At 55.8% G+C, this 16,102-nt stretch carries 18 protein-coding genes; 9 read left to right on the forward strand and 9 right to left on the reverse strand.

What is annotated here, in order from left to right; all coding sequences use genetic code 11:
- Positions 1 to 91 precede the first annotated feature (91 nt).
- Positions 92 to 406: a hypothetical protein gene (locus tag ABJN86_RS01515; RefSeq protein WP_348364555.1), complete on the forward strand. Its 315-nt coding sequence runs from the start codon at positions 92 to 94 to the stop codon at positions 404 to 406.
- 13 nt (positions 407 to 419) lie between these two features.
- Here ABJN86_RS01515 and ABJN86_RS01520 read toward each other — a convergent pair whose 3' ends face one another.
- Positions 420 to 1,181: a helix-turn-helix domain-containing protein gene (locus tag ABJN86_RS01520; protein WP_348364553.1), complete on the reverse strand. Its 762-nt coding sequence runs from the start codon at positions 1,179 to 1,181 to the stop codon at positions 420 to 422.
- Positions 1,182 to 1,294: 113 nt separating this feature from the next.
- On the opposite strand from ABJN86_RS01520, the gene ABJN86_RS01525 reads away from it, so the two are divergent.
- A complete protein-coding gene (locus ABJN86_RS01525) occupies positions 1,295 to 1,729 on the forward strand; it encodes a hypothetical protein (RefSeq protein ID WP_348364551.1) in 435 nt (144 codons plus the stop codon).
- A 47-nt stretch (positions 1,730 to 1,776) separates the two neighbouring features.
- On the opposite strand, the gene ABJN86_RS01530 is transcribed toward ABJN86_RS01525, so the two are convergent.
- From ABJN86_RS01530 to ABJN86_RS01545, 4 genes are all read right to left on the reverse strand, one after another.
- Positions 1,777 to 2,919: a sterol desaturase family protein gene (locus ABJN86_RS01530; RefSeq protein ID WP_348364549.1), complete on the reverse strand. Its 1,143-nt coding sequence runs from the start codon at positions 2,917 to 2,919 to the stop codon at positions 1,777 to 1,779.
- Between the two features lie 100 nt (positions 2,920 to 3,019).
- Positions 3,020 to 4,102: a methyltetrahydrofolate cobalamin methyltransferase gene (locus tag ABJN86_RS01535; protein WP_348364547.1), complete on the reverse strand. Its 1,083-nt coding sequence runs from the start codon at positions 4,100 to 4,102 to the stop codon at positions 3,020 to 3,022.
- Positions 4,103 to 4,114: 12 nt separating this feature from the next.
- A complete protein-coding gene (locus tag ABJN86_RS01540) occupies positions 4,115 to 5,044 on the reverse strand; it encodes a methylenetetrahydrofolate reductase (protein WP_348364546.1) in 930 nt (309 codons plus the stop codon).
- A 31-nt stretch (positions 5,045 to 5,075) separates the two neighbouring features.
- Entirely contained in the window at positions 5,076 to 5,375 is a 300-nt protein-coding gene (locus tag ABJN86_RS01545; RefSeq protein WP_348364545.1) for a virulence factor, read from the reverse strand.
- A 262-nt stretch (positions 5,376 to 5,637) separates the two neighbouring features.
- Between ABJN86_RS01545 and ABJN86_RS01550 the strand changes: the two genes are divergently transcribed.
- Both ABJN86_RS01550 and ABJN86_RS01555 read left to right on the forward strand, forming a co-directional pair.
- Positions 5,638 to 6,780: a Ppx/GppA phosphatase family protein gene (locus ABJN86_RS01550; protein WP_348364543.1), complete on the forward strand. Its 1,143-nt coding sequence runs from the start codon at positions 5,638 to 5,640 to the stop codon at positions 6,778 to 6,780.
- A gap of 72 nt (positions 6,781 to 6,852) precedes the next feature.
- Positions 6,853 to 7,596 carry an RlmE family RNA methyltransferase gene (locus tag ABJN86_RS01555; RefSeq protein ID WP_348364541.1) on the forward strand — a complete coding sequence of 248 codons (744 nt, stop codon included), beginning with the start codon at positions 6,853 to 6,855 and terminating at the stop codon, positions 7,594 to 7,596.
- A gap of 245 nt (positions 7,597 to 7,841) precedes the next feature.
- On the opposite strand, the gene ABJN86_RS01560 is transcribed toward ABJN86_RS01555, so the two are convergent.
- Entirely contained in the window at positions 7,842 to 8,987 is a 1,146-nt protein-coding gene (locus ABJN86_RS01560; protein ID WP_348364539.1) for an AraC family transcriptional regulator, read from the reverse strand.
- A 185-nt stretch (positions 8,988 to 9,172) separates the two neighbouring features.
- Here ABJN86_RS01560 and ABJN86_RS01565 point away from each other — a divergent pair, with 185 nt between their 5' ends.
- Together ABJN86_RS01565 and ABJN86_RS01570 are read left to right on the forward strand one after the other, a co-directional pair.
- On the forward strand, positions 9,173 to 9,868 hold the full coding sequence (locus ABJN86_RS01565) for a hypothetical protein (protein ID WP_348364537.1): 696 nt from the start codon (positions 9,173 to 9,175) through the stop codon (positions 9,866 to 9,868).
- Positions 9,869 to 9,993: 125 nt separating this feature from the next.
- Positions 9,994 to 10,515, forward strand: coding sequence for a hypothetical protein (locus ABJN86_RS01570; protein WP_348364535.1), 522 nt, complete (start codon positions 9,994 to 9,996; stop codon positions 10,513 to 10,515).
- 52 nt (positions 10,516 to 10,567) lie between these two features.
- On the opposite strand, the gene ABJN86_RS01575 is transcribed toward ABJN86_RS01570, so the two are convergent.
- Positions 10,568 to 11,512, reverse strand: a complete 945-nt coding sequence (locus ABJN86_RS01575) for an alpha/beta hydrolase (RefSeq protein ID WP_348364533.1) — start codon at positions 11,510 to 11,512, stop codon at positions 10,568 to 10,570.
- A gap of 84 nt (positions 11,513 to 11,596) precedes the next feature.
- On the opposite strand from ABJN86_RS01575, the gene ABJN86_RS01580 reads away from it, so the two are divergent.
- Positions 11,597 to 12,310, forward strand: a complete 714-nt coding sequence (locus tag ABJN86_RS01580; RefSeq protein WP_348364531.1) for a WYL domain-containing protein — start codon at positions 11,597 to 11,599, stop codon at positions 12,308 to 12,310.
- Positions 12,311 to 12,335: 25 nt separating this feature from the next.
- Here the strand turns inward: ABJN86_RS01580 and ABJN86_RS01585 are convergent, their stop codons facing one another.
- Both ABJN86_RS01585 and ABJN86_RS01590 read right to left on the reverse strand, forming a co-directional pair.
- Complete coding sequence (locus ABJN86_RS01585) at positions 12,336 to 12,560, reverse strand: hypothetical protein (protein ID WP_348364530.1); 225 nt, start codon at positions 12,558 to 12,560, stop codon at positions 12,336 to 12,338.
- Between the two features lie 333 nt (positions 12,561 to 12,893).
- Positions 12,894 to 13,349 carry a YaiI/YqxD family protein gene (locus tag ABJN86_RS01590; protein ID WP_348364528.1) on the reverse strand — a complete coding sequence of 152 codons (456 nt, stop codon included), beginning with the start codon at positions 13,347 to 13,349 and terminating at the stop codon, positions 12,894 to 12,896.
- 112 nt (positions 13,350 to 13,461) lie between these two features.
- On the opposite strand from ABJN86_RS01590, the gene guaB reads away from it, so the two are divergent.
- A complete protein-coding gene (guaB, locus tag ABJN86_RS01595) occupies positions 13,462 to 14,910 on the forward strand; it encodes an IMP dehydrogenase (RefSeq protein WP_348364527.1) in 1,449 nt (482 codons plus the stop codon).
- The gene (locus tag ABJN86_RS01600; protein ID WP_348364525.1) at positions 14,911 to 16,092 is read left to right on the forward strand and encodes an RsmB/NOP family class I SAM-dependent RNA methyltransferase; all 1,182 of its coding nucleotides are present in this window, start codon (positions 14,911 to 14,913) and stop codon (positions 16,090 to 16,092) included.
- The last annotated feature ends 10 nt before the right edge of the window (positions 16,093 to 16,102 follow it).

Here is a 16,102-nt window from a genome sequence, read left to right on the forward strand (position 1 = left end):
TCCGCTTCCGGAGAAGCATCAGTTCAAATTGGGGGAGGTCACCGGAACTACTTATATCGCGCATTACCGTAGAGATGGTCGTGTGAAGGAAATGACGTTCTCTGTCAAAACCCCTGGCGCGTTTCAGGGGGATGAATTTCCCAATGATATCTGTGGTTCCAAAATAGTTTTGTCCATGGATGGCGGGCCAGACATCCGTGGTGTGATGGAATACATGCCTCCCGATCCCAAAAGCGAGCATCGGCCTTGGCCCTACGCTATAAAGTTGGAAGGAAAACCCATGCGTGAAATGCGGTTCGCTGGAAGCTACTTCACTGCAATTCGTGGGGCGGTTGAGACGGTTGGTGTAGATGGCAGCGTTGAGCGATTGTTTTTCACCGGAGCGGCGGAACATAAGTGGGAGTAACTAGGCTTTTAGCCTAGGCCATGCTTTGCAACAGCTTCGCCGTGTCTTCGTCCGCAGGAAACATCAACTCGATCTTCAGGTCGGTTATAGTGAGGTCCTCCGCGCCACCAAATTGCGCGATTGTGGAAAACATCGGCAAGCGTAAACCGCCCACGGAATAGATCGTAGAGATCACAGGTGGCAGTGGCGTTGGCGGATCATAGGCCGCAATCATGGGGTCGCGGGATAGGGCGTCTATGGCCTTGTCCAATGCGCGCAACCCACCCGCTGCGCGGCTTTCAGCGTTGAGGCGTTGTAGCATGTGGTAGCCAACCTCGCCCCAATTCTCGATGGCCTGTTTTGCGACGCCGCTGCCTGCAATAAAGTCGAGCAGGCTCGAGCCACACCCAAGCCCCACCACTTTGAACAGTAACTCTGCAGGTGCATTTAGCTGCACGATCACCCAGTTGGCATCGAAGACCATAGCGGGGTAAGGCGCATGGCGCTCCAGCATATGCGCCATTGCGGAGGACACCATTTGCATATGCTCATCGGTGAGGGCGGATTGCGTGTAATAAGGTGAAAAGCCAGCCGCATCATAAAGATCGTTACGGCGCGCTTGGGGCACATCGAGAATATCGCTTAGATGGTGGACCATGTCGCGGCTGGGTTTGGCGCGACCGGTCTCAAGAAACGATATGTGGCGCGAGGAGACGTCAGCCTCAGTCGCGAGTTGCAACTGGCTTAACCGGCGGGCTTTGCGCCAGAACTGGAGTTGGGGTCCGAATTTGCTCATGGAGTTAAGCTACACCATGAAGGAAAGGGTATCACTTACTTTAGAGGTAATTGTTTTGCGTCAAATGGGATGGGTATGGTCGCCCAGATAATAATTTTGCTGGAGTGCATCCTATGACGACTGAAACCATGAGCCGCCGCTTAAAGATTGTGGGGGTGGTTAACCTGATCTTTGGAGCGAGTTTCGCCTTGGCCGCTTTGCCAGCGCTGAGCCTGCCCGCCATGCTGTTCGCAGATGTTGTGATTTGGCCCATTGGCGGCGCGGAGGACGGCACATCTCCGGTCGCGCGGCTAATGCTGGCAATTGCCGGTGGGGTGATCGCGGGGTTCGGCGCACTCTGGTACGCCGCATCTGGACGCGCGTGTGAAGAGGCCCCATTGTTGGTGAGAAAGATGCTGATGACGGGGGCATTGACGTGGTTTGTCGTCGACAGCCTTGGGTCCGTCTTGGCAGGGGCGCCGGTCAATGTTCTTGGGAACGCAGGCTATTTGGCGTTTTTGCTTTGGCCAGTTTGGAGTGTCGGGAAGGTGAAGACCGCAACCGCTTAATAGACAAGCTGGCCCTAATCGACAGGGCCAGCTTGTTGTCTGGGCGCTTACTTCGCTTCAGGCTCTTTCTTCTTGGTGAACGGGTGGAGGAACTGCTTCACAAAACCGCGCGGAACCTGCTCACCAGCCACGCCGTAGCGCTTGGGCCAGCGGCCTTCCGGCATGTGGTAGGTGCCAAACATGCGGTCTAGGATTGGGAAGTGGATGGCGTAGTTTATGTCGATCGCTTCACGCTCCGCCCCGTGGTGCCAGTGGTGGAAACGGGGGGTGGCGAAAGTGCTTTCCACGGCTTTCAGGTCCCAACCAATGTTGGAGTGAATGAAGTGCGAGTAGAAATACACAATCAAAACATAGGCTTGGATTGCGGCCGGATCGAATCCCAAAGTGAACATCGGAACGGCGGTGAAACCACGTAAAATAGCGATCTCAATAAAATGCATGCGCGAGCCGGCCAGCCAGTCAAGATGCTCCACCGAGTGATGTACCGCGTGGAAGCGCCATAGCGCTGGCACCATATGGAATGTGCGGTGCACCCAGTATTGCACGAAGTCCGAAAAAATAAGGATCGCGATGAGCTGCACAACGAAGGGCAGGGCATAGACCCAGTCCTGTATGGCGCTCATGTCGATGTAGCTGGTGATTAGGTTGGACGGCATGAACGTCAGGAAGGTCAGGACTTGCACCATCAAGGATGACACGAGATAGTAGAACATGTCCTCCTGCCATTCGGGGCGGAAGACGGTTTGGTCTTCGTCTTGGGGGAAGTAGCGCTCTAGTGGGACAAAGAGGAAGCCGAGGAAAACCACGTTCAGAATGAAGAAATCGAGACCAAAATATAGCGGTGCGGTTGTGACTTGGCCATCGTCTGGCGTGCCGATCAGCGAGACGCTGATGATCAGGAATAGGGCGGTCCAGCCTAGGATTTTGTCCCTTGATAGCAACAAGGACAACAGTGCGAAGGCGTAGCCAAGGAGCAGCACCACTTGTAGCAGGAATTGAAGGTTCGCAGGTGTCGCGACTGTCTCCAGATCTGGGGTGGAGAACAGCCCTGGATAATACATGATCGCCAGTAGGGCGGTGGCGGTCAGGCCTGCAAGTAATGCGCCACCGCCAGATAACCAACCGCTGCCAAAGGGGCGATCCTCGCGTGGGCGTTCGAGTTGAGTTTTAAGGCGTCGAATAAATGACATTAACAATCTCCGGAAATTATCCAAAGAGATTGCCAAATGTTTAATGGCGGGCAAAGCCTATAGTGTCACTTCGCCCGCTTTTAGAATGCAGCGTGTCAGATTAACCGCGACGGCGGCGACCACCTGCGCGCCCACCGCGTGCAGAAGCCACGGAGCCGTCAGCGTTCTTTGGCTTGTTGAAGTCGATCCATGCACCTCCCGACGGGTCTTGGTTCATCAAGAAATTCGCGGCGCGGATGGCCTCCATCTCTTTGCCGGGTTGTGGCTTGGTCGAGCCCATGCCGGTGAGCTGCGCCAGCAATTCAGGATCAATGTCGTCTGGAACAATGATGCCAGCCTTGGCCAATGCATCCAGCTTTTCTTGCATCTTCTTTGGCCCAACAGGCAGCGCCACCGGGTTCATGATCGCGGAAGTCATGCCCGCGGCCATCGCCATCGGCAAGAAGGCGTTGTTGATGCCGTGGCGGTTTGGCAAGCCAAAGGAGATGTTCGACGCACCGCAAGTGGTGTTGACGCCCAGCTCCTCGCGCAAACGGCGCACAAGGGTGAATACTTGCAAGCCAGCCGTGCCCATCGCGCCAATAGGCATAACAAGAGGGTCGACCACAATGTCGTGGGCAGGGATGCCAAAGTCAGCCGCGCGTTCCACGATCTTCTTGGCAACCGCGAAGCGCACGTCTGGGTCTTCCGAGATGCCGGTGTCATCGTTCGAGATTGCTACAACGGGGACGTTGTATTTCTTCACCAGTGGCAGAACCAGCTCAAGGCGTTCTTCCTCACCAGTGACGGAGTTCAGCAGGGGGCGGCCCTCGGCGACCGCAAGGCCATTTTCCAACGCACCGGGAACCGAGCTGTCGATGCACAGCGGGATGTCTGAGACCTTTTGAACCCGTTCAACCAGCTCTTTCATCAGTGTAGGCTCAACAAAGTTATTGTCGGCGTAACGCGGATCTTCCGCCATTTTGTTGGAAAAGACCGCGCCGGAGTTGATGTCCAGCACGTTGGCCCCAGCCAAAGTTTGGGCAATGGCGTCAGCCTCAACGCGGGAAAAATCGCCTTTTTCTAATTCCTCATTGAGGATTTTGCGGCCAGTTGGGTTGATGCGTTCACCGATGACGCAGAACGGTTCGTCAAACCCGATAACTGTCGTTTTAGTTTTAGATTCCAGTACGGTACGGGTCATTGTTGATCTTTCTTAAGCTTGGTCGGCTGGGACGGCAGAAGCGCCGCCATTTGAGATGGCCCAGTTGGCGTTGGTCTTGATCCCGCCAAGTGGGAAGAAGTGGACGGATTCGATGTTGAAGTCAGGATTGTTGGCCTTGTGCGCGGCCAATGTGTTGATCACATCCGTTGGCTCGTAAGGCAACAGCAGTTTCGTGACATCCATCGCCCGCTTTTGCAGCACTTTCAGCGAGGGACCGACGCCGCAAGCGATCGCGAATTTGATCAAGGTTTGCAGCTTCGCGGGGCCTGCGATGCCAATGTGGACGGGCAGATCGATGCCGGCGGCTTTGATCGAGTTGGCCCAGTCGATGATTGGATCAGCCTCAAAGGCGAATTGTGTGGCCAGTGCCATTTTGGCGTCGGATGTCTCGGAAAAGCGTTGCTTCCACGCCAGCGCCTCATCGACGTTTTTCATGCCGCCGTCAGGATCGATGTCGCGATTTCCCTCAGGGTGACCTGCAACGTGAAGGCGCTCGAAGCCAGCTTCGCCGAACAGGCCAGTTTCCAGCATTTGCATGGAGCTGTCGAATTCGCCATGCGGCTCCGTCACGCCGCCAGCCAGTAGCAGCGCCTGTTTCACGTCGGCCTCGCCTTGGTAGCGAGCGATCCAATCTGCCAAGGTGGCTTTGTCCTTGATGATACGCGCAGGGAAGTGCGGCATGACCTTAAAGCCGTCCTCATTGAGGCGGGCAGCAGTCGCGACCATGTCCTCAATTGGAGTGCCTTCGATGTGCGCGACATAGACGCGGGTGCCTTTAGGTAGGAGGGTGCGGAAGTTTTCTACCTTCTCGGCGGTGCGGGGCATCACCTCGATGGAATAGTCTTGTAGAAAGCTCTCAACCTGCGGGTTGACCGTGGTGGTAGTGGCATCCGTCTTACGTTTGAAATTCAACAAGGCCATGAGCCCCTCCTTTATGCGCGTTGCGATCGGGTCAGGCGGCATTGCCGTCGTTCGCGATCAGTTGCTTGATCTTTTCGCCGTCGTATTCGGCTTCCAGACGTGCCGCTTCTGCCTTTGCGACCTCTTGGGGGTCGCCATCGACAGAGTAGGGCGCGGCTTTACGCCAATCGGCCAAATATGCGTCGGCATCCTTGGCCCCAACCTTCATGGCGGCGCGGTCAATGGCTTGCTCAAAGCGTTCCTCAAGCTGAACCTTATGGCCGCGTCGGCCTTTGCCCACGATGACCTGAGCAGGAATATCGCGCCAGTAAACTATGGTCACATCAGGCATAGGTTCGAATCCTTTGTTATCGAGCCGTTTGGTTGAGACTAGGCGTCCACAACTGCAAGCTAAGGTGCATTTTCGACATTTAATTAGGGCAGAGCGACCCCAACGCGTCATACGCCCTTGCTATGTGGGATCGGGAATGGGGGCCAGCTATCCCGGTCCTCATATTTCTCATGGTTTTTATGAGCTTGCCGCAGGTCTATGCTTGCCTCAGCGCATTTGCGCTCATACGGTGAGGGTAACCCATCATTGGAGGCCTAGCGCCATGGCGAAGAGACCGCCACATAGCGCGGGCCCGTTCGTCAAGCCGGCTTTAGTGCCGAGCGCGCGGCCCGCGACCAAGCCTGCAACAGCGGGCAAACCTGACCCAGCCGACCTTTACGCGGCGCTGGACCTCGGGACGAACTCATGCCGTATGCTGGTTGCCCAACCCAAAGGCAGCCAATTTCACGTCGTCGACAGTTTTTCCAAGTCGGTGCAACTGGGCGCGGGCCTAGAGAGCACGGGCAAGCTGTCGCGCAACTCCATGGCGCGGACCGTGGGCGCGCTGAAGATCTGCCAAAAGAAGCTGCGTCACCACGAAGTGAAGCGGATGCGCCTTGTCGCAACCGAGGCCTGCCGCCGCGCAAGCAACTCGGATGAGTTCTTGAAGCTGGTGCACCGCGAGACGGGCATTGACCTTGAGATCATCAAACCGGAGGAAGAAGCCCGCTACGCCGTGATTTCTTGCGCACCATTGGTGTCGGTGAATACGGAGCAGTTGCTGGTGGTGGACATCGGCGGTGGCTCCACCGAGCTGGTATGGATCGACCTGAGCCGTGTTCCTAAAGTGGATCGCCCACGTGCCATCATGCGGCTGCACACCGGCTTTGACAGCAAGGACAGCGAATTTCCGGCCGCCAAGGTGGTCGACTGGATTTCCGTGCCATTGGGCGTGGCGACGCTGCGCGACCAATTTAACGACGTGGATGACGACGGGGCGCGGTTTGCGTTGATGTCGTGGTTCTTTGAGGAAAACTTGGCCGAGTTCACGCCCTACATAGATGCCGATCAGGTACGCGAAGGCTTCCAGATCGTGGGCACCTCGGGCACAGTGACCACCGTTGCGGCGTCACACCTTGGGCTGAAACGCTATGACCGTAACAAGGTGGACGGGCTGCGGATGACGTCCGACCAGATCGACCACGTGATCCAAGGTTACCTGCATATGGGGCCGGAAGGTCGCCGCGCTGATCCGCGTATTGGCAAGGACCGCCACGCGCTCATCATGTCTGGGGCGGCGATTTTGCAAGCCTTGCTGCGGGTTTGGCCCACGGATCGCTTGTCCGTGGCGGATCGTGGCCTACGTGAGGGGCTGCTTTATGCCCAAATGTCCAGCGACGGCGTGCTGGAAGAGGGGCCTTACTAGGCTGGTCTTTAGGGGCTTAGGCAGGTAGGGAGTGCCTTCGCGGTTCAACAACAGCTAAGTGAAGTAGACATCATGGCCAAATCACCAACCGGACCAAAAGGCGGCAAGGGCGGCAATACTTCGGGGCGCGGGCAACGCGACTTGAAGGTTAAGGTGAAATCTGCCCGTGGGCGGACCATGTCCTCCACGCTTTGGCTGCAACGCCAGCTGAATGACCCTTACGTGAAACGCGCCAAGGCCGAAGGGCTGCGTGGCCGTGCGGCGTATAAAATTTCCGAGACGGATGACAAATACCGCTTCCTGACGCCGGGCAAGCGCATCGTAGATCTTGGCTGCGCGCCCGGTGGTTGGTGCCAAGTCGCCGCTCGCCGTGTGAACGCACTGGGCGAGCGTCAAGGCAAGGCCCAAGGCACCGTGCTGGGGATTGACATACAAGAGGTCGAGCCAGTTCCGGGGTGTGATATCCATGTGTTGGATTTCCTCGAAGAAGGGGCGGACGATAAGGTTAAAGAATGGCTGGGCGGTACGGCTGACGTGGTGATGAGCGACATGGCCGCCGCATCCTGCGGCCACAAGCAAACCGACCACCTGCGTATCATCGCGTTGTGTGAGGCTGCGGCGTATTTCGCTTTCGATGTGTTGGACGAGGGCGGCGTGTTCGTGGCCAAGGTTCTGGCTGGTGGCGCCGAGGGTGAGTTGCAACATATCTTGAAGCAAAAGTTCAAGAAGGTGGCGAACTTCAAGCCGGGGGCAAGCCGCTCTGACAGCTCCGAGAAGTTCGTGGTGGCGACGGGCTTCAAGGGGCGCGACGCTTAGGGGGCAGTTTCAGGTGGTTTCGTATTATGGGTAGCATCGAATGACTGCTTCGAGCCCAACTTGTAACTTGGTTTTCTCGCTGCGTGCGCTCGCAGCGTCAGTAATGCCGCGTGAGCAAAGAAAATGGTGCGTTCGCGCGGCAGAAGAAACGGTCATTCATGTAAACCGCAGCGAAGATCATAGCTCGGATCTACAAGTCGTGGTAAATGGTCCTGTCGCGATTTCGTATCGCCCAAAGCGCTCGTTTAAGTCGTATGCCGTGCCGCTGCATCTCGATAGGCCTTAGGTGTCACGCCAGTTGCCCGCTTGAACGCTTTGTAAAACGTTGAGCGTGAGTTGAAACCAACATCCAAAGAGACCGTCAGTGAGTTTGCCACGCCCTCAGCAATCAACGGCTTAGCAACCTCAATTCGGTGATGTGCAATATAGTCGAAGAACGTTGACCCGATTTGTTCGTTGAGCGTCTGGGAAACCTGATTGGGTAAAGCGCCTACGTGGCGTGAAAGTTTTTGCAAAGATAGGTTCGGATCAAGATACAAAGCATCTTGTGTCATTGCTGATCTAATCCGCGTCGCAAGCTGTTCCGCGTGCGCTTCTGTCAGAGCAGATCGCGCATACTTCGGCTCCGACGTATCGTTTGATGGCGCAGGTTCTTCAATTTCCGCTTTTGGTGGTGCAATTGGCGCAAACGCCATCCCGAACAACAGCAAGCAGGCCGTCAGAACGTAAAGGAGTTCCTTAACGACGACCCGTTCGAATCCTGTATTATCGGCGACAAACATGAATGCTGTTACGGTCCACAAGCTCACGAGTGAAACCACAAACCAGTCGAGCCACCGCAACTCATGGTCATCGAGGTTGGAATAGAGCGACCGAAGTTTGGTCCGGTAGCTGTGCAATCGCCTAAGTGTCGCGACGAGATACAGACAAGATGAAATCACCCAACAAAAAATCAGGATGAACGTGACCAAAACCAGCGTTGAAGAAACAATCCCTGCTGGCAGTTCCCCCGCTATGAACATCTCAGTTTTGGCTTGTGCGGGCTGCAACCAGTAGCCGATCATCACCATACCGCCCACTATCGGCAAAACGATGTCGCGTCGCCGCATAACCGTGGATCGGAGTTCAATCGTCTTTGCTGCAACGTAATAAAAAACTGCGGGCGGCAGGATCAGAAGCAGTACCAATACAACCGGCAAGTAGAAGCCGTATATCGATGGGACGTAGGCAAATACGAGCGGTATTGAAACGATGCCACCTAACACACCAAAAATCACCGTGAGGTAAAAACGTGCAGGCCCGTCTTGCGCGCCACGAACTGCAGACATTGCGCCCGCCAGCGCGATGCCCAAGCAGGCGGCAGAAAGGGCTATGGTTCCATCAGCTTGCATACTGATGGATAAGCTCAATGCTCTACCAACATCAATGCTCTACCAACATCATTGTACGAAATGCCACTCCGGACATGCAAATGTGTTCGCGCCGTCACTCGCGGACGAAAGACAAGAATCCCTGGGGCAGAAAGAGTTCTAATTTCACGGCCATAAGTGTTGGGCCACAGCCGAAAAGTACCCCAATGACTATTCTTGTGACACTCATCACCATCGCCCATATCGCATCCGGCACCATCGCCGTTGGGATGGGCGCCATCACACTCGCCGCCCAAAAAGGAGCGAGGTCCCATATCAACATTGGCCGCGTGTTCACTGCCTGTATGGTCCTTTCGTCACTCCTTGGTGCGGCGCTCGGGTTGGTCAAATTTGAGACCTTCTACATCACGTTTCACGCAGGTATGTTGGGAATGACCTTGGTCCTGAGCGGACGGATACTTGCAAGGGTGCAGAACCGCGATCTCGGTGCTCCGTTCGTTGCAATTGGATCTGTGAACTTTCTCAATACCGCAGGCTTGGTCGCCGCCGGTTTCTGCGCGTTGACTTTACCAGAGCAAACTCTGCGTGGATTTGCTGCCGCCGACTACTTTTTCTTGGCGGGAATGGCGAGTGTCGCCTTGCTCAACGACCTTGTCATTCTCTTGCGAAAGACCCTGTCTGATAGACATCGGATCGCCCAGCACTTGTGGCGCATGTGTATCGGGTTTTTCATCGCAGCGGGCTCCGCGTTCACGGGGCCGGGAGCGGGCATTTTCCCCGAGGTCGTGCGCAACAGTGGCGTTCTTTCGCTGCCCGAACTCACAATCATCCTGCTCATGCTGTTTTGGCTTTTCCGCATCCTGTTTGGGAGGCACCGCTGTACGCTCCTGACGCCGGCTTGATCCAAGACATACTTGTTCGGTTTTGTATTCCTCGTGTCCGTCTTGGCCCCTTTGAGATTCGGCAGCGGTAACACGGACGCATCCGCCATTGTAGCATTCATTGACGCGCACCTGAGGGGTTGATCGTGTTTAATACTGTCATCCATATTCTAAATGCCTTTGCCTTGGCGGTCTTTGTCGTCGCACTGGAAGCACGCCTCAAATCCACCACACCTGATTGGGCGGCCATCACCCGTGCACTCGAATTGATGTGTGCAACTTTAGTCCTTGATGCAGGTATGATGGCGATCGTAACAGCCGAACACGCGGCTGCCCTTTTTGTAATTAATCCTATGCAAGCCGCAGAAGACTGGGCGCTGCTCCAAGTTGTTGAGACGGGTCTTGGCGGCGGCAATGAAATCGCCGCTGGGATGTGGATCTTGCTCGTGAGTATCGCCGGCATGATGGGTCGCAGCTTGGGCAAGATCTCAATTGGCCTAGGATTACTGACCGGTGCGGGTGGCCTTGCAACCCTTATGCCAGCAATCGAGGATATGGCGGGTGCCGTATTCGGGTTGGGCGCAATCGGATGGTTTATTGCTATTAGCCTGTCCCTCACCTTTAAACGGCAGGCAATGGTGGAACCAAGAATTGCATTGCGAACATAGAGACTATTTGCTGCGGCCTGAATTACGGGCCGCAGCCAGTTTGATTCAAAATCTACGTCGCGGTGTTTGCCCCCAACCACTCAAGCATCGCACGCGTCGTTTCGCTTGGCTTTTCCTGCTGAATCCAATGCCCGCAATCAAGGCTGACCACATCCGCGTTTGGCACGAAGTCCGCCAGAGTTTCGGATTTGGGAATCATGTCCTGCTCACCATAGATCATAAGCGTAGGCTGCTTGATGAACGGGGTAACGTCAGTCAAAATCTGCCAATTGCGATCCATATTCCGGTACCAATTGATGCTACCTGTAAATCCGGTTTCCTCAAAGGCCGCGACGTAGACGGCCAGTTCGTCTTCTTGCAAGATTGGCTCACCCACTGGTGTTTCGGCTTGTGCAAGATTAATCATCATCATGCCCGGTTCAGGCGGCATTGGCGGGACGTTCTTGCGGTACAAATTACGCAGGAACCGAGCCGTATTCCGGTCGAGCACGGCATCAGCAACACCCGGCTGCCTGTTGAAATGAACGAAGTAGTTGTCAGCCCCAAAGAACTCTTCCATGAACGCGATCCAAGGCTTTGGGGTACGTGCCTGATACGGCAATGCGAGGTTGATGATCTTTGACACCCGTTCTGGATGCAGCCGAGCCAAGCTCCACACGACATTCGCGCCCCAATCGTGGCCAACAAAAACAGCTTCCTCATATTCGAAATGATCAAGCAGGGCTGCAAAATCTCCAGTCAGTTGTGTGATGTCATAGTCTGCGACCTGATCGGGACGTGATGACTTGCCATAACCCCGTTGGTTCGGGACGATGACATGGTATCCGGCTGCGGCAAAGGCCGGCATCTGGTGGCGCCAGGAAAATGCGTGCTCTGGCCAACCATGGCAAAGGACAATCGGGTTGCCCGCATTTTCCTGTCCCGCTTCAAACACTTCGAGTTCGACACCGTTCACGGGGATGATTGTGGGGGTTGGGAAGTTGGCGATCTTTGTCATTTTCAGGTTCCTTTTTGATTGTGTCCTGATCGCCTAAGATAAAAACATTCCAAAATTTGACACCTTTTGTGCTAGGCTCGCGTTATGAAGACACGCAGCCGACAAGACGCCATTGTGCGTAACCTCCGACGGAATAGCGCCTCAACGATCGAAACGCTTGCATCAACGGTCGGGGCCTCACGCAGCACGATCATCCGCGACATCGCTGCATTGCGTGACGAAGGGTTCGTCATTCAAACCGAACCGGGGCGCGGTGGCGGGCTCAGCCTAGATGGGTCATCCATCCAAACCACCGCGCGCCTATCTGTGGCTGAGGTATTCGCATTGATCATCGGTGTGTCAGCCATGCGTGCTGCGGGAAACCTGCCGTTCTCAAGCCTTGCTGACGCGGGACTATCCAAAATCGAGAAAGCCCTTCCAATTGACAAAGTCCGCGATCTACGCCGCTTGCTGGATTGTCTTTATGTCGGGCCTCTCGCGCCGCAAGTCGACACATCCAACCTCGCAGAGATGGAACCTGATTTGCTTCCCGCGTTTGAAGCAGCATTTCTCAAAGGGTTCTTCTTACAGTTTCGATATCGCGACGCAAAAGGGGCGGAAACCACGCGGCATATCGAACCGCAAGCGATGCTGATCCTTCCGCCACTTTGGTATCTGGTCGCTTGGGATCCGACACGTAAGGATTTTCGCCATTTCCGCATGGACCGAATCCGCGACCCTCAATTAGTGGAGGGATCCTCATTCCGCCGGCGCGCTGTTCCCTTTGATGATGGTGTCCGGCCCATTCGCATCGTTTAGCGCCAATCTACCCCGTGCGCCGAACTCATTGTACCGCCGTACAAAACCCAATCAAGATGGTAACAATCACTGCGATTGTCGTCAGGCCAGATTTGGCGATCGTCGCAATGCTGCTTGCATGGACTAGCGATGCAGAGAGATTGGGCGAGCTCAAGATCATGGCGGTAATGCCAAGGTTTTCAACATAGTCGCAAAGAGCCGCCCCGACCGAAAGGATGATGCCAAGCCGGACGAACCGATGGGCGGGCATGTTTTGTCCAAACCACCGCCTCAAAGATACGAGAGTAAGTGCAAACAAAGTGGGATAGATAGAATTGATCTTAGCTGGTGGAATGCATCCGCAGTCCGCCAACTCGGAAGCAAACACGGGCGCACCTCGGCACTATTTTATCCCGGTTGGCTATCACAGCAACAGCAACGACATTTTTATATCGAATGGCCGATCTGGTGAAATACCAGACTTCGAGGCAATAGACATGTCGCACCTGCAAAGAAATGCTACGTCAGCAATAGCCGCATCTGCAAAAGTCCGCTTTGTCCGCACAGCGGCCATCTGTCACTTTTAGATGAAGGGCAGTGGGGCCTAAAATCCCTCCCGCTTTAACCTCTGCAACTCCCGATCCAAGGCGTTCAAAAACTGGGAGCGATCTTTGTTGGAGAACGGGGCAGGACCGGAGGTCTGCTCTAAACCTGCCCTCAAATCTGCCATGATCGCCCGCGTCGCAATGGCCCCGCCGATGTTGGATGTGTTAAACGGCTTGCCTGTTGGCCCAAGCACTGTGGCACCCACCTCGATGCAGCGGCCCGCCAGCAAGATGTCGGCGGTAATGACCACGGATGACGGCGTGGCGTTCTCCGCGATCCAATCATCCGCCGCATCAAACCCGTCGGAGACCACCTGCATGGAAATCAACGGGTGATTGGGCGTGCGCAGGTAGCTGTTGGCCACCAAAGTGACCGGTGTGTTTAGGCGGTAGGCGACCTTGAAGACCTCCTCCTTCACGGGGCAGGCGTCAGCGTCGACGAGGATATTGGGCATAAATGGTGCTCCGAATGCGTTTGTGCCCCTTTGCCACAAAATCTGCCCTTTCGCATCTGCGAAATCCATGAAATAGGAAACTGCCAAACGAACCCTCCCCAAGGAGTACCCCATGGAGATTCGCGAGGCCCTCACCTTCGACGACGTATTGCTTGTTCCAGGCGCATCCAACGTGATGCCGTCCACCGCGGACACGCGCACCTTTGTGACCAAGTCGGTTGCGATGAATATCCCGCTTTTGTCCTCTGCGATGGACACGGTGACCGAAGCCCGCATGGCGATTGCCATGGCGCAGGCAGGGGGCATTGGCGTGATCCATCGTAATCTGGATTTGGACGAACAGGCCCGACAGGTGCGCCGCGTAAAACGGTTTGAAAGTGGTATCGTCTACAACCCGATCACTTTGACGGCGGACCAGACACTGGCCGACGCCAAAGCGCTACAAGAGCGCTACAAAGTGTCCGGCTTTCCCGTGGTGGATGGTAGCGGCCGCGTTTTAGGCATCGTGACCAACCGCGACATGCGCTTTGCCAGCGACGATAACACTCCGGTCTCTGCGATGATGACCAACGAAAACTTGGCCATGCTGCGCGAACCGGCTGATCTGGGCGAGGCCAAATCCCTGATGGAAGCCCGTCGCATCGAGAAGCTCTTGGTCGTTGACGGTGACGGCAAGTTGACTGGCTTGTTGACGATCAAGGATCTGGAGCAAGCGGTTCTTAACCCGCAAGCATGTAAGGACGACTTGGGTCGCCTTCGCGTGGGTGCTGCCACGACGGTTGGCGACGCAGGGTTTGAGCGCTCCGAAGCCTTGATCGACGCTGGCGTTGATCTGGTGGTGATCGACACGGCGCATGGGCACTCCGAAGGGGTGGCCGTCGCGGTGGAACGTGTGAAAAAGCTGTCCAACACCGTGCAGGTTATCGCGGGCAACGTGGCCACCGCTGAGGCCACTCGGGCGTTGATTGGTGCGGGTGCCGACGCGGTGAAAGTCGGGATCGGACCGGGGTCCATTTGCACCACACGCATGGTTGCAGGTGTCGGTGTTCCGCAACTGACTGCCATCATGGATTGCGCATCTGGTGCGGGTGATATCCCCGTTATCGCTGATGGGGGCATCAAATTCTCCGGCGATTTCGCCAAGGCGATCGCGGCGGGCGCCAATTGCGCCATGGTTGGATCAATGATCGCTGGCACGGACGAGTCACCGGGGGAAGTCATTCTTTATCAAGGGCGTAGCTTCAAAAGTTACCGTGGTATGGGCTCGCTGGGTGCGATGGCGCAAGGCTCGGCTGATCGGTATTTTCAGAAGGATGCGGCCTCAGACAAGCTGGTGCCTGAAGGGATCGAGGGACAAGTCCCTTACAAAGGCACCGCCAACGCGGTGATTCACCAGATGGTTGGCGGATTGCGTGCAGCAATGGGCTACACGGGTGCGGCAACGATCCCCGATATGCATGAGCGGGCGAACTTCGTACGCATCACAGGCGCGGGGCTAAAGGAAAGCCACGTTCACGATGTGCAGATCACCCGCGAGTCCCCGAACTACCGGATTGGTTAAATGACCCCTTCGGCACGCCTGTCGGCGGCAATCGAGGTGCTTGACCAATATCTGTCGGGCACCGCCGCCGAGAAGGCATTGACCAACTGGGCGCGCCGGTCCCGTTTTGCTGGATCCAAGGACCGTGCGGCGGTTCGCGACATCGTATTTGATTGCCTGCGCAAGCGGGGTGCTTATGCGCGAATTGGGCTGACAGGACGCGGGCTGGTTTTGTGCCATGCCGTGGAGGTTTGTGAAACCCATGACGAGGTCAAAGCGCTGTTTGATGGAGAGGGCCATGCACCCTCCGTGATAACCGTTGAGGAAGACACCAACCTATTTCAAATGCGCCATCAGGCGAGCGATGAAATGATGTACAACATGCCTGCTTGGTTGTGTGGTGAGTTGAAGGCGTCGTTGGGGGATGACGCGGCGGTGGTTGCACATGCATTAACGGCCCGAGCCGCGGTCTTTCTGCGCGTCAATCTATCGCGGGGTTCTGTGAATGCGGCGATAAAATCCTTGGCGTCGGATGAAATCAAAACCCAGCAGCATGAGCTGTCGCCAAATGCACTTCAGGTTGTTGAAAACCCACGTAAAGTAGCGGGCAGCGCTGCTTACAATTCCGGCAAGGTCGAGCTGCAGGATGTGGCATCTCAAGCCCTTTGCTTTGGTCTTCCAGCGGCCAGCCGCATGCTGGATTACTGCGCAGGTGGCGGGGGTAAAGTGCTGGCTTACGGGGACGCAAATAGCGCCGCTTTGTTTGCACATGACGCCAACCCGCAGCGCCTTCGTGACCTAGAACCCCGCGCCAAAAGGGCTGGCGTAAAGATACGTGTTCTAAGTAAGAAAGCGTGCCAAAAAGCCGAACCATTTGACCTCGTGCTTTGCGATGTTCCGTGCTCCGGAAGTGGCGCTTGGCGGCGCTCACCTGAGGGGAAATGGGCCCTCACAGAAGACGCTTTTCATAAGCTTCTAGACGTTCAACAAGACATTTTACGCGAAGCTGCTCCATTGGTTGCAGAAGGCGGGGTTTTGGCCTTTGCGACTTGTTCTGTATTTCGGCGGGAGAACGAGGAACAAATCCAAAGATTTTGCGCCGAGAATGACGGCTGGGAATGTACTTTTCAGCACCGATTTTCTCCACTTGATGGTGGTGACGGGTTCTATATTGCTTACTTGACGCGCTCTCCACAGGGTTAATAGTGAACAA

It is taken from the genome of Litoreibacter sp. (assembly GCF_039974535.1).
GTDB lineage: Bacteria > Pseudomonadota > Alphaproteobacteria > Rhodobacterales > Rhodobacteraceae > Litoreibacter.

What these genes read in the sequence shown, in the direction of transcription:
- ABJN86_RS01515 (WP_348364555.1), top strand. Translation starts at nt 92, where the DNA reads ATGACGTTCTCTGTCAAAACCCCTGGCGCGTTTCAGGGGGATGAATTT.
- ABJN86_RS01520 (WP_348364553.1), bottom strand. Translation starts at nt 1,181, where the DNA reads ATGAGCAAATTCGGACCCCAACTCCAGTTCTGGCGCAAAGCCCGCCGG.
- ABJN86_RS01525 (WP_348364551.1), top strand. Translation starts at nt 1,295, where the DNA reads ATGACGACTGAAACCATGAGCCGCCGCTTAAAGATTGTGGGGGTGGTT.
- ABJN86_RS01530 (WP_348364549.1), bottom strand. Translation starts at nt 2,919, where the DNA reads ATGTCATTTATTCGACGCCTTAAAACTCAACTCGAACGCCCACGCGAG.
- ABJN86_RS01535 (WP_348364547.1), bottom strand. Translation starts at nt 4,102, where the DNA reads ATGACCCGTACCGTACTGGAATCTAAAACTAAAACGACAGTTATCGGG.
- ABJN86_RS01540 (WP_348364546.1), bottom strand. Translation starts at nt 5,044, where the DNA reads ATGGCCTTGTTGAATTTCAAACGTAAGACGGATGCCACTACCACCACG.
- ABJN86_RS01545 (WP_348364545.1), bottom strand. Translation starts at nt 5,375, where the DNA reads ATGCCTGATGTGACCATAGTTTACTGGCGCGATATTCCTGCTCAGGTC.
- ABJN86_RS01550 (WP_348364543.1), top strand. Translation starts at nt 5,638, where the DNA reads ATGGCGAAGAGACCGCCACATAGCGCGGGCCCGTTCGTCAAGCCGGCT.
- ABJN86_RS01555 (WP_348364541.1), top strand. Translation starts at nt 6,853, where the DNA reads ATGGCCAAATCACCAACCGGACCAAAAGGCGGCAAGGGCGGCAATACT.
- ABJN86_RS01560 (WP_348364539.1), bottom strand. Translation starts at nt 8,987, where the DNA reads ATGCAAGCTGATGGAACCATAGCCCTTTCTGCCGCCTGCTTGGGCATC.
- ABJN86_RS01565 (WP_348364537.1), top strand. Translation starts at nt 9,173, where the DNA reads ATGACTATTCTTGTGACACTCATCACCATCGCCCATATCGCATCCGGC.
- ABJN86_RS01575 (WP_348364533.1), bottom strand. Translation starts at nt 11,512, where the DNA reads ATGACAAAGATCGCCAACTTCCCAACCCCCACAATCATCCCCGTGAAC.
- ABJN86_RS01580 (WP_348364531.1), top strand. Translation starts at nt 11,597, where the DNA reads ATGAAGACACGCAGCCGACAAGACGCCATTGTGCGTAACCTCCGACGG.
- ABJN86_RS01585 (WP_348364530.1), bottom strand. Translation starts at nt 12,560, where the DNA reads ATGCCCGCCCATCGGTTCGTCCGGCTTGGCATCATCCTTTCGGTCGGG.
- ABJN86_RS01590 (WP_348364528.1), bottom strand. Translation starts at nt 13,349, where the DNA reads ATGCCCAATATCCTCGTCGACGCTGACGCCTGCCCCGTGAAGGAGGAG.
- guaB (WP_348364527.1), top strand. Translation starts at nt 13,462, where the DNA reads ATGGAGATTCGCGAGGCCCTCACCTTCGACGACGTATTGCTTGTTCCA.
- ABJN86_RS01600 (WP_348364525.1), top strand. Translation starts at nt 14,911, where the DNA reads ATGACCCCTTCGGCACGCCTGTCGGCGGCAATCGAGGTGCTTGACCAA.